The organism is Thermococcus celer Vu 13 = JCM 8558, assembly GCF_002214365.1.
In the GTDB taxonomy this organism is placed as follows: domain Archaea; phylum Methanobacteriota_B; class Thermococci; order Thermococcales; family Thermococcaceae; genus Thermococcus; species Thermococcus celer.
Genome location: NZ_CP014854.1, coordinates 996,513 through 1,008,422 on the forward strand (window position 1 = coordinate 996,513; position 11,910 = coordinate 1,008,422).

Sequence of the window (11,910 nt, forward strand, 5' to 3'; positions counted from 1 at the left end):
CCAACACCTCACTTGAGTGTTATACCCCACATCGTCACAAGATACTTTCTGGCGAAGAATATGAATATCATAGACGGCAGGGTCATTATGAAGGCCGCCGCGAACTTGTAGTAGTCGGGGGCGGCGCCGCCGCTGGAACCCGCCATTATGGAGAGTATCTGGGCGGGAAGGGTTCTGTGGGTCAGGGTGAGGACGGACGCCACGAAGACCTCGTTCCAGGACATCACGAACGTGAACATAGCGGCGGCCGCCAGACCCGGCAGGGCCAGCGGAAGGGTTATCCTAAGGAAAGAGCCAAAGCGGGTAAGCCCGAAGACCATCGCCGCCTCCTCGTACTCTTTGGAAACCCCCGCAAAGATGCTGGAGGTTATCAGAACCACGAACGGAAGCGCCATCGCGGTGTGGGCGAGGGCGACACCGAGGAGCGTGTCCGCAAGGTGCAGTCTGATGTAGAGGACAACGAGGGGTATCGTCATGATGGGGATCGGGAACATCCTCAGGGCCACTATTGAGAGCTTTATGGTGTCCTTTCCCGGGAATATGAACTTGGCTATCGAATAGCCCGCTGGTATGCCGAGTATGAAGCTTATGATTATGGTCAGGGTCGCGACTATCACGCTGTTTTTTATTCCGTCCCATGCGCCGAGCGTGAAGAGCAGGGTTTTGACGTACTCGGTCGTGAAATGGTGGGGTATCACCTTGTTGGGGTCGTAGTAGTCGGCCTTCGTTGTGAAGCCGTAGAGGAAGGCCACTATCAGGGGAAGGATTATCCATATGACCACGACGAAGATGACGGTGTAGAACCCCACCTTCTTCAGGGCGTACTTCGTCTCGTCGTTCATGTCTTCACCTCCAGGTACTCGGCCTTAAGGAACTTCACGTACAGTATCCCCAGGAGGAGGGAAAGACCCGCTATAACCAGGGCGTATATCGACGCAACCCCGTAGTCTTTGATCTCCATGAGCTGATAGAAGCCTTCACCGGCTAGAACGGGGACGTCCCTGCCCGCAAGGATCCACACGACACCGAATATCTGCATCGCGAAGAGGGTCCTTATTATCAGGGCGCTCTGGATGCTCGGCTTCAGCAGGGGAAGCACTATCCTCCTGAGCCTGGTCCAGTAGTTCGCCCCGAAGACCTCGGCCGCCTCGAGGTAGTCCTTGCTTATCATCTGAAGGCCGGCCAGTATCATGACGAAGACTATCGCGGTTGACCTCCAGATCTCGGAGAGCACGATGACGAAGAACTCCCTCGTCCGGTATTGATACCCAAAGAAGTATATGGGGTGACTCGTAAGGCCGATGTTCATCAGAAACTTGTTAAGAAAGCCGTAGGGGGAGAGCATCGAGTACCATATTAGACCCGACGCAACATCGCTTATCGTGAGGGGTATCACAAGGGCGTATATCGCCAGATCCCTGCCCTTGAACGCCTTATTCAAGAGGAGGGCAAGAACCACGGCAAGGGCAACCTGAATGGGGACTATAACCGCCGCGAGGGCTATCGTGTTCTTAAGGGCGCTCCAGAAGTAGTAGTTATTAACCGTCCTGCGGACGGTATCGAGGGATAAGGCACCGTTCTTCGTGAACGCGAGGTAAAGGGCCTGAACCAGGGGGTATCCCACAAAGAACAACAGATAGGCGAACGCAGGCAAAATTAAAAGGTATGGGAGGAGGGACCTTCTCTCCATAGAGACCCTCCGTCATGGAACTTCCACGCCGGCCTCGGTGAAGAGGCCTATGAGCTTCGGTTTGAGCTCGCTCGTGACCTTCGCCGGGTCCTCTCCGTTGAGAACTATCCTCTCGAATGCCGTTCTGTAGATGTCCTTGAAGTCACCACCCTTTGACCCGAGGTTCGGAATCATGGCCACTAACGCGTCGGAGGTGCTCGACTGAGCCGTAACGCCCTCGGCGAGTATCTTAAGCGGTCCCTCGGGCAGTTTTCCACTCGCTTCCTTGACGGTCGGGAAGAAACCGACCTTCTCCAGAACCTTAATCTGGGTCTCCGGCTTGGTGAGGTAGTCTATGAGCTTCCACGCCTCGTCCTTGTGCGGGGCGTTATTGGGTATGGCGAGGCCCGCGAGAACGACGATGAAGCCCCTTCCCTTGGGTCCCCTTGGGACCGGGACGACAACGAACTGGTCGGGCTTCGTGGTTATGGCGTCTTTAATCCTCGCCGTGTGGTCCCAGGCTATGAGAACCTCTCCCTTGAGGAGCGGGTCGCTCATCGCGTCCCAGGTGGTGCTCGACGGGTGGACGTAGGGCCAGAGCTCCTTGAGGTAGTTCCACATCGTAACGGCGTCCGGGCTGTCGAACTCCTTGGCCTGGTAGCCCGTGTAGCTCGGGTAGATGTAGCCGTGGAGGAACCTGACGAAGAGTCCCTTCGGCCCGGCCGGGAAGCCCACCTGTGGCTGGCCCGTGGAATCTTTGAGCTTCTTGGCCCACGCCAGGAAGGCGTCGTAGGTCCACTTGTCGGTTCCCTTCATGACGTCATCCTCTGTAAGTCCGTCGGGGAGGTACTTGAAAGCCTCCTTGTTGACCACCATAACGTAGGTGGCGCTCATCCATGGAACGTAGACCTTCTTTCCGTTAATGACGGAGTACTTCTCGAAGGTGCCTATGAAGGTCCTGCCCTCGAGCTTGGGCATGCCGCTCAGGTCCATCAGCCAGCCTTTGGATGCCATGTAGTCCATACCGCCGTGAAGGTCACCCACGACGTCGATGGTTACCTTCCCCGTTTTCTCCTCTGCATCGAGCCTCGTAACCATGTCCGTGTACGAGACCGGGACGAAGTTAACATTTATACCTGTCTCGTCCGTGAAGCCCTTCAGCAGGGTCTGCTGGACGAAGGCCCTTTCCTCGGGCGGGGTCAGCTGGGTTGAAAGCCAGGTCAAGGTTACTTTCTCGGTCGCAGTGGTCGTTTTGCTCGTGCCGGTTTCACTGGTGGTCTCTCCCCCACCGCTTATGCATCCGCTGGCCACCACTCCAAAAACCACAACGACGACCAGCAAAAGCCCAAACAGTCTCTTCATGGTCATCACCCGATACATTCATCCAGTAAGGTACTTCAAGGGATTTACGTGGACGATGTTTATAAGATTTGCGTTTAAAACCACTGAAAGTGGTTGTATTTACAAAAGAGTAAAAGTTCTTAGAGGTCGAGCCTCACCGTTCTCCCCGTCCGGGAGGACTCGTAGGCGGCGAGGATTATCGCGAGGTTCCTCCTGGCGTCCTCACCCGTTATTGGAACGTCGGTATCCCTGAGAACGGCCGTGGTGAATGAGTCCACTATTCCCCTCACATCGGGCCTGTCCCAGTAGATCTTTTCAGCCCTGTCCTGATAAACGGTGAAATCCGGGTAGGCCGTTCTTATGTCAAGGAAACCCTCCCTTCCGACGAGGTAGTACTTCATCTCGATGCCGTAGGAGTAGCCCTTGGGGTTGCCCCAGCCGGCGGTGAGGACGGCCAGAACACCGTTTCTGAACTCGAGAACCGCCGTTCCGATGTCGTCCACGGGGAAGCCGTACACCTTGGAACCGATGTCCGCGTAGACCTTCTTTGGAACGTCACCGGTCAGCCAGAGAAGGGAGTCGACGCCGTGGGGGGCCGTGTCCATGAAGCCGCCACCACCGGATTTCCTCGCGTCCAGGAACCAGCTCATGTCAAGCCCCTGGAGGAATATCGGCGGCTTGACGTTCTCGGAGATGGTCTGGGCGTACTCGAGGGGGCCTATCTCGCCGGCATCGAGCATTTCCCGGGCCTTTCTCAGGGGGTCTGTGAAGCGCGGGTTGAAGGGCAGCATAAGCTTGACGCCGGCCCTCTCGGCCGCTTTTATGACCTCGTCCGCGTCCTTCAGGTTGAGGGCGATCGGCTTCTCAAGGAGGATGTGCTTGCCCTCCTCGGCGGCCCTTACGGCGATCTCCTTATGCCGATAAGTCTCTATGGCGATGTAGACCGCCTCCACATTCTCGTCCCTCAGGAGGACCTCGTAGTCCCCGTAGAACCTCGCACCGTACCTCCTCGCCTCCGCCCGGGCGACGTCGGAATTCGAGCCGTCGCCGGAAATGGCCACGAGCTTCGTCCCCTTGCCTTGAGCTATCGCTGAAGCAAAACGGAGGGCGTGCGGATGGGCGTAACTTATTACCCCGAAGTTGAGCTTCTTCATATCTCAACCACCTCCCCCTTCCGGGCGCTCTCCTTGGCCTTCTCGGCGATCTTCAGCGCAATAAGGGCATCTTCAGCCGTAACCACCGGTTCTTCTTTCCCCTTGATGCAGTTGAAGAAGTGCCTCAGCTCGCGCTCGAAGGCATCTGGGAACGTCGAGAGAAGCGGTGAGAAGCGGGGCATCTCGAAGTTGGCCTTGGCGACGCCGACGACGGGGGTGTCCATAGGGGTATAACGTATCCTGCCGTTCTTCCCGATAATGTCCACGTGGTGGTAGAACACACCGTAGCGCGCTGGATACGGGTAAGCCCAGCTGACCTCGGCTATGCCCGTCTTTTCACCCTCAAACCTTATCATCATGAAGAAGTGGTCAAAGGTTCCGTTTGCCCTTGCCTCTTCCTTTATCGCCTTGCCAACGGCGTAGACGCTCACCGGTTCGCTCTCGAAGAACCAGCGCAGGAAGTCGGTGACGTGAACGCCGAGGTCGACGGCGACGCCGCCGCTTTTCCTTTCATCCCAGTACCAGTAGTCCTTCGGGAAGGGAAGGTTCTGAACCTCGGCCTTCCTGATGTGAACCGGAAGGACGTTGCGCTTCTCTATGACCTCCTTCATCTGAATCCATCTCTTATCAAAGCGCCTCACGTGGCCAACGAAGAGGTGCAAGCCCTCTTTCTCCGCGGTCCTTATCATCCTCTCGCCCTCTTCGACGGTTAGTGCTATCGGCTTCTCGACTATCACGTGCTTCCCCGCCCTGAGGGCAGAGACGGCAAGCTCAGCGTGGCTGTACGTCGGGGTCAGCACCTCAACGACGTCGAGGTCGAGGTCAAGGAACTCGTCGAGGTTCGTGAAAGCCTTCGCCCCGAGGGCCTTAGCGCCTTCCCGGGCCCTGGTGGTGTCTATATCCATGCACGCAACGACCTTAATGCCCTCTATCTCTTTCAGTGCCCTCTTGTGGGCGAGGTTGAATATGTTCCCGCAGCCTATCACTCCCACCCTCAGCTTCATGGACATCGCCTGAACGGAATACGGTCGAAAGGTATATAACCCTTTTCAAAATAAACCACTCTAAATGGTTGTAACTTAAGGAGGGTGGAAGGACGATGAGGGTCGTCGTTGGAATTCCAAGCTACAACAACGCGGGAACCATCTCTTTCGTCGTTAAACAGGCCGCCGAAGGGCTGAGGAAGTACTTCGGCGGGGGAATCGTCGTCAACGCCGACGGTGGAAGCACCGACGGGACGAGGGAAGCCGTGTTGAAAACGGAAGTCCCGGCCGGTGTTGAGGTTCACAGTTTCGTTTACAGGTGGCCCATCCCGGGCAAGGGCAGCGCCATGAAGGAGCTGATGGAGTTCGCCCTCGGAAGGGACGCCGATGCAATAGTGTTCGTGGACAGTGACCTGAGGAGCATAACCCCTGAGTGGATAGACCGCCTCGCCCGACCCATCGAGGAGGGGTACGACTTCGTGGCACCGCTCTACATAAGGCACAAGTGGGACGGCACGATAACCAACAACATAGCCTACCCGATGACCGCCTCGCTCTACGGCAGGAACGTCAGACAGCCGATAGGGGGCGACTTCGGGATAGGAAGGAAGCTCATGGAGGCCTACCTCGAGGACGAGGAGGTCTGGAAGACCCACGTGGCGCGCTTCGGCGTCGACATATTCCTGACCACGACGGCCATAGCGAGGGGCTTTAAGGTGACCCAGGCGGCTCTCGGCATGAAGATACACGACCCCAAGGACCCGGCCGCGTCGCTGGGCCCCATGTTCAACCAGGTCGTCGGAACGCTCTTCATGCTGATGGAGAAATACGAGGATAGATGGAAGGACGTGAGGAGCATAGAGCCCGTTCCTGTCTTCGGGGAGCTGGAGAAGGGCGAGCCGGAGCCGGTGAGGGTGACGCTGGAGCTCCTGGAGGAGAGGGCAAAGGAGCTCTTCACCGAGCACGAGGCCGTTCTTAGAAAGGCCCTGAGCCGGGAGACACTCGAGGGGGTGAAGGAAGCCCTGAGAACCTTCGAGTTCGACGACGAACTCTGGAGCCACGTCCTCTACGACGGGGCGGTGGCCTACAAGGAAGGAATCCTCAGCGAGGCCGAACCCCTTGTCCCGCTCTACTTCGCCAAGACTGCTGATTTCGTCAGGAAAACCGCGGAGATGAGCACGCTCGAGGCGGAAAAGCTGATAGAGAAGAGGGCAAAGGTCTTCCTCGAGGAGAAGGACTACCTGCTGGAGCGCTGGTAGAGCCCCCTCACCTCCCTCATCAATATTATTTCCTCCATCTTTGGAACGCTCCACGCCCCCCTGCGGGTGGTCGAGAGGGCCGCCACGAGGTTGGCAAAGCGGCCGATTCTCCTCAGGCTTTCCTCATCGAGTTCCATTTTACCGAGCAGGTTTGAATGATAGAGGCCCGCCAGAAGGGCGGCCATGAACGCGTCCCCCGCGCCCGTGGTATCGAGGGGCTCAACCCTGTAGGCCGGAACACGAACCCTGCAGCACTCCCCAACCAGCTCACTACCCCTCTCGCCGGAGGTTACCGCCATCAGCCATGGATTGAAGTTCTCCGGCTCAATCCCGTTGCCCCTCAGGTACTCCAGCTCACCGTCCCCCAGCTTGACCACATCAGCCAGTCTGAGGGCCTCCTCAACGTCCCGGAGCATCTCCCCGTTTCTTCCGCGCCAGAGGTCGGGCCTCAGGTTGACGTCGTAGCTCAGCATAACCTTCCCCTTGAGCTTCCGCAAAATCCCGAAGAGCGTCGAGCGGGAGGGCTCCCTCGCGAGGAGCACGGTCCCGAAGTGAACAACCTCGGCGTTTTCAAGGACGGAGAAGTCAACGTCCCCCGGTTTCAGGTTGAAGTAGGCAACGCCGTCGTACAGTATGAACTCCGGCTTCGCCCCTATCAGCTGGACGAAGACCACGCCCGTGTGCCTCTCCCCATCCCGGGGAATGTAAGTTCTCACGCCCTCGTTGCGGAGCTCCTCAAGCAGAAAGTCCCCGAAGGGGTCGTCGCCGACCTTGCTCACCAGCGCGCTCTCAACGCCGAGCCTCGAGAGGCCGACCGCCACGTTAGCCGGGGCACCGCCGGGGTGCCTCTCGAAGGATCTCACCTCCCTCAGCCTCCCCTCCTGGAGCGCTATGAAGTCTATGAGGACCTCGCCGATGGAGACCATCATTCCCATCACCGGATGCAACCATTGAGGGTGGTTTACAACGCAACGGTTATATGCTTTTTCGCCAACATTCCCCGGTGTTTCCCATGATAGCCGTCCTTACTTTCACCGATCCCAGACCGACGGCCCTCTCGGAGGAGCGCGAGCGGGCCCTGATGGAGAAGCATTCCGGACTCGTGGAGGAGTTAAGGGAGGAGGGTTTCGAGGTCCTTGACGTCAACGGGAGGCTCGGGAAGTACGAGGCCCTCAAAGCCGGAAGGAACTTCGGCGTGGATTCGATGGAGGGGGCCTTTGAAGCCGGAAAGATGATAGCAGGAGAGGGCGCGAGCGGGGTGATAGCAGGCCTCTGGCACTGGACCGAGAGCAACCTCGTCACGGCGATGGTGAGGGAAGCCAAGAGGCCCGTCCTCCTCTACGCCGATGACGACCCTGCATGGGCTGGGACGACGTGCGTGACCTCGGTTGGCGCCTCCCTCTGGGAGAGCGCGGTTAACGAGTACGCTTTAAACCACGTCCGCATCAAGGGGGACGTTGGGAAGGTCAAGGCCTGGGCACGGGCGGCTGAGGCCGTCTCGAAGCTCTCGAGGAAGTCCCTCCTCCTGTGGGGAGCCCCCTACACCCTCGGGATGGAGCACCTGATGGACGACCTGCCTGGGCTCAAGAGGATCGTTGGCGATTTCGTAATCCTCGATCAGTACGTTCTCGTGAGGAAGGCCGAGGAACTGCTCTCGGGTGAGGAAGAACGGGTGGAAGGATTCTACGACTGGCTGAACGGGAAGGTTAAGGTTAAGTTCGACGGCCGCATGCTGACGCCCGGGGTGTTAAAGAAGCAGATAGCCCTTTATCTGGCCGCGAAGGAGAGCTGGGGGGAACACGGTGAAATCTCGGCCGTCTCCGTAAAGTGCCAGCCCGAGCTGAGCGAGGTCTACGGCGTCACCCCCTGCCTGATTCCAGCGTTCTTCCCGTTCAACGTGGATGCAGAGGGCGAGAAGGAGGTCGTTCCCGCGACGTGCGAGGGCGACGTAAAGGGGACGATAAGCTCGGCCCTGCTCTTCTACCTGAGCGGTAAACCGCCCCTCTTTGGCGATATAAAGTACGTGGACGATGGGATAGTTCTAATAGCCAACTGCGGCGCCTCCTCGCTCTACTACGCGAGGCTGAGCGATGACCCCGAGGAGAACCTTGGGGCCACTTTAATCCAAGGGCAGTGCCAGGGGAAGAGCGGTGGCGCTTTGACGTACAGAACGCCACCCGGGAAGTTCACCGTGGCCAGGCTGATACGACGCGGCGGGGAACACTACCTGCTCTACTTCCTCGCCGAGGGGGTGGAGATAACCGAAGAGCTGGAGTCAAAGCTTAAGTGGGGCAAGCAATGGCCGCACACCGCCGTAAGGAACCCCCTCGACAAGGAGACCTTCATCTCGGCCATGGGCGCCAACCACCTCTCGCTCGTTCCGGGCGACTACACCGGGGAGCTCAGGTTCGTGGCGAGGCTATGGGGGATAAGGGCGGTGGACCTTGGAGACAGGCGAGAGGTGAAATCCTTCCTCGAGGGAGGGCAATGAGGACGATACTGGCGTCCAACGGGGCCTTCGTCCTGAGCGATGAGAGGGGGGACATGGGCGGAGTCTACGACGGCTTTTACCTCCTCGACACGCGCTTCGTCAGGAAGGTCAAGCTGGAGGTATCCCCAGGGCCGGAGTTCATGGGGGCCTCATCGACGTTCACAACGGCGGTCTCCCACTTCTCCCTCGGCGGGAGGGGAGTTCTCGTAAGAGTGAGAACGCTGAACGGGACTTACGGGGAGAGGCTGTCCTTCTACAACACATCCGACGGGCCGCTGGAGGTTCGGGTTAGGTACTCCTACGAGGCACCCATCGAGGACGTATTCCAGGTCAGGGGTTTCATGGGGCTGAAGGGCGAGGAAGCAATGGCCCCGACGGACGGGAGGTACGTTCGAGAGAGCCCCGCGGGAAGGAGAAGCCTGACCGTCGAGACCAACATGGAGCGGGAGGGAAACGTCCTGAGGGCCGAGCTCAGGATACCTCCCCGCGGGAAGGCCACGCTACACGTTCGCTTCGTTCCTGGCATCGAGGACAAGGTCTCGGGGATGCTCGGTGAAGAAAGGGAGTGGATAGGGAACGTTGCCTTCACCGGTTCGCCGGCAATCGACGGGATCTTCGAGAGGGCCGTGGAGAACATAAACGCCCTCACCCTCTTCACGCGCTTCGGGCCGGTTCCCCTCGCCGGAATTCCATACTTCGCCTGCCCCTTCGGGAGGGACGCGATAGTAACCTCGCTCTTCCTCCTGCCCTACTATCCGGAATACGCCGCCGGCACGCTGAGGCTCCTCGGACGGCTCCAGGGGAAACGGAACAACCCCGAGAACGAGGAAGAGCCGGGGAAGATACCCCACGAGTTCAGGCTCGGACAGCTCGCCCAGTCGGGGAGGGTTCCCTTCGCGCCCTACTACGGCACCGTCGATGCCACCCCGCTCTACGTGGCCTTGGCTGGAGAGTACCTGCGCTGGACGGGGGACGAAGACCTGATAGGGGAGCTAAGGCCGAACCTCACGGCCGCCGTGGAGTGGATACTGAGAAAGCTCGATGAGGGTTACGTAACCTACGTTCCCGGGATACTCGGCAACAAGGGCTGGAAGGACTCGAGGGACGGGATAGTCGACGAAAATGGAAATCCGCCGAAACCGCCCGTGGCGCTCGTCGAGGTGCAGGGCTACGCCCACTGGGCGCTCAGGCTCGCGGGAGAGCTCGGGCTGACGGAGCTCGACGAAAAGGAGCTTCTAACCGAGGCAGAGCGGCTCAGGAAAAGGTTCAACCGCGACTTCTGGCTCGGCTCCCACTACGCCCTCGCGCTGGACGGCGATGGGAGACCGCTAAAGCCGGTATCGTCGAACATGGGGCACATCCTCCTCACGGGGATAGCGGAGCACGAGGGGGAAATCGTGGAGAGGCTCTTCCAGCCGGACATGCTATCCAGCTATGGAATACGGACCCTGAGCGCCGGGGAGAGGGCCTACGACCCCTTCAGCTACCACCGCGGGAGCGTATGGCCGCACGATAACGCTCTGATAGCGCTGGGCCTCGCGAGGATAGGAAAGGCCAATCTCGCGAGGGAGCTCATGGAACGGGTCTTCGCGGCGGCGAAACTGATGCCCTGGAAGGAGCTCCCGGAGCTCTACAGCGGGCTGGACGATCTCGTTCCCGTCCCGAGGGCCAACTCGCCGCAGGCCTGGAGCGCGGCGAGCGTCTTCGCGTTCCTGACGGCCTCGCTGGGAATGGAAAGCGGAGACGAACTCAAGGTTAAACCGGCCGAGGGCATGAGGGTAATCCTGAGGGGAGTTCGGTTCAGGGGAAGGAGATACTCGGTGGTCGTGGATGGCGGAGCGGAAGTTAGGCGTTTATGAGTTCAGATTCGAGAAACTCCCGGGGCCCGTTCTCTCCCCCTCGAAGGAGGGGTTCGACTCGAAGAACACCTACAACCCCGCGGTGGTCGAGAGGAGGGGAAAGGTGGTCATGCTTTACCGCGCGGAGGCGAAGGGGGAGGGGATAACCGGGAGGATCGGACTGGCGCTCAGCAGGGACGGGGTTAATTTCATCCGGCATCCAGAACCGGTTATGGAACCCGAGTACGGCTGGGAGAGGCTCGGCGTTGAAGATCCACGCGTCGTGAGGGTTGGAAAGACGTACCACATGACCTATACGGGCTACGACGGAAAAACGGCCAGACTCTGCATCGCCACCTCGAAGAACCTCCTGAACTGGAAGAAGCGCGGGGTCGTTTTTGAGGGCTGTTCTCTAAATAGTAGCTATCACAACATTTGAATATTTTTGTTTTTTTCAAAAAACTTTAAATGGCTCCGTGTTTAACTATTGATGTCCCCGATATGTGGGGTTTTAAGCCCGAATGGGGACTGGGGAGGGGGTTGTGGCGAAGATGTGGGGAGTGCCCGTTCCCCCCGAAAGCCCTCCAATGAAGCCTGAGGAGGGAAGGTTAACCGTAACAATATTTACAAAAGTTACGGCTAACCAGAACGGTTCCCCTTCCCAAAGAACGGCGTTACCGACTGGACGAAGAGCGGGGCAGTACTGCCCGAGAGGATGAAGTCGGGGCCGTTTAAAGGTCACTACATCATGTACTTCGGGGACTCCAGCGTCTGGCTGGCGTATTCGAAGGACCTCCTCCACTGGGAGTACGATCCAAAGCCGGTTATGGGGCCGAGGGGTTACCTCGTGGAGCCCGGGCCGGCTCCAGTCCTCACAGAGGATGGGATACTCCTGATACACAGCGAGGCCTTTAATGAGAATGGAAAGCTCGTCTACTACACCCACGCGGCCCTCTTTGACCGGGAGGATCCCAGAAAGCTTGTCTGGAGAACAGAAAAACCTATCCTCAAACCGACCTTCGACTGGGAGCGGCACGGGTGGGTGGACAACGTGGTCTTTGCGGAGGCCATGATAGAGCGCGGAGGGAAGCTCCACCTCTACTACGGTGCCGCGGACAGGTACGTGGGCCTCGCTATGGGAAGGGTAGTGCCCGCAAGTCTTAAATAGGGACGTG

The 11,910-nt window shown here is 58.9% G+C and carries 10 protein-coding genes and 1 pseudogene; 5 read left to right on the forward strand and 6 right to left on the reverse strand.

All coding sequences use genetic code 11. The features are described 5' to 3' along the window. Window positions 1-8 precede the first annotated feature (8 nt). From A3L02_RS05600 to A3L02_RS05620, 5 genes are all read right to left on the reverse strand, one after another. Window positions 9-842 carry a carbohydrate ABC transporter permease gene (locus A3L02_RS05600; protein ID WP_088863010.1) on the reverse strand — a complete coding sequence of 278 codons (834 nt, stop codon included), beginning with the start codon at window positions 840-842 and terminating at the stop codon, window positions 9-11. Further along, entirely contained in the window at window positions 839-1,690 is an 852-nt protein-coding gene (locus A3L02_RS05605) for a carbohydrate ABC transporter permease (RefSeq protein ID WP_088863011.1), read from the reverse strand. The genes A3L02_RS05600 and A3L02_RS05605 overlap by 4 nt, the downstream gene beginning before the upstream one ends. Window positions 1,691-1,702: 12 nt before the next feature. Continuing rightward, on the reverse strand, window positions 1,703-3,031 hold the full coding sequence (locus tag A3L02_RS05610; RefSeq protein WP_088863012.1) for an ABC transporter substrate-binding protein: 1,329 nt from the start codon (window positions 3,029-3,031) through the stop codon (window positions 1,703-1,705). Window positions 3,032-3,150: 119 nt separating this feature from the next. After that, window positions 3,151-4,164, reverse strand: coding sequence for a Gfo/Idh/MocA family protein (locus tag A3L02_RS05615; RefSeq protein ID WP_088863013.1), 1,014 nt, complete (start codon window positions 4,162-4,164; stop codon window positions 3,151-3,153). Beyond that, on the reverse strand, window positions 4,161-5,174 hold the full coding sequence (locus tag A3L02_RS05620) for a Gfo/Idh/MocA family protein (RefSeq protein ID WP_204247179.1): 1,014 nt from the start codon (window positions 5,172-5,174) through the stop codon (window positions 4,161-4,163). Before A3L02_RS05620 ends, A3L02_RS05615 begins: the two co-directional genes overlap by 4 nt. Before the next feature lie 89 nt (window positions 5,175-5,263). Between A3L02_RS05620 and A3L02_RS05625 the strand changes: the two genes are divergently transcribed. Beyond that, window positions 5,264-6,406 (forward strand): glycosyltransferase family 2 protein, encoded by a 1,143-nt coding sequence (locus tag A3L02_RS05625; RefSeq protein ID WP_088863015.1) that lies wholly within the window; start codon window positions 5,264-5,266, stop codon window positions 6,404-6,406. Here the strand turns inward: A3L02_RS05625 and A3L02_RS05630 are convergent. Then, on the reverse strand, window positions 6,385-7,335 hold the full coding sequence (locus A3L02_RS05630) for a carbohydrate kinase family protein (RefSeq protein ID WP_088863016.1): 951 nt from the start codon (window positions 7,333-7,335) through the stop codon (window positions 6,385-6,387). The genes A3L02_RS05625 and A3L02_RS05630 overlap by 22 nt on opposite strands. Window positions 7,336-7,418: 83 nt before the next feature. Here A3L02_RS05630 and A3L02_RS05635 point away from each other — a divergent pair, with 83 nt between their 5' ends. The 4 genes and pseudogenes from A3L02_RS05635 to A3L02_RS05650 all read left to right on the forward strand — a co-directional run. Beyond that, the gene (locus tag A3L02_RS05635; protein ID WP_088863017.1) at window positions 7,419-8,897 is read left to right on the forward strand and encodes an L-fucose/L-arabinose isomerase family protein; all 1,479 of its coding nucleotides are present in this window, start codon (window positions 7,419-7,421) and stop codon (window positions 8,895-8,897) included. After that, on the forward strand, window positions 8,894-10,756 hold the full coding sequence (locus tag A3L02_RS05640; RefSeq protein ID WP_088863018.1) for a glycogen debranching N-terminal domain-containing protein: 1,863 nt from the start codon (window positions 8,894-8,896) through the stop codon (window positions 10,754-10,756). The genes A3L02_RS05635 and A3L02_RS05640 overlap by 4 nt, the downstream gene beginning before the upstream one ends. Next, window positions 10,728-11,174 (forward strand): glycoside hydrolase family 130 protein, encoded by a 447-nt coding sequence (locus tag A3L02_RS05645; RefSeq protein WP_449353737.1) that lies wholly within the window; start codon window positions 10,728-10,730, stop codon window positions 11,172-11,174. Before A3L02_RS05640 ends, A3L02_RS05645 begins: the two co-directional genes overlap by 29 nt. A 246-nt stretch (window positions 11,175-11,420) precedes the next feature. Continuing rightward, window positions 11,421-11,903: pseudogene (locus tag A3L02_RS05650) on the forward strand (glycoside hydrolase family 130 protein); the annotation flags it as partial. Window positions 11,904-11,910 lie beyond the last annotated feature (7 nt).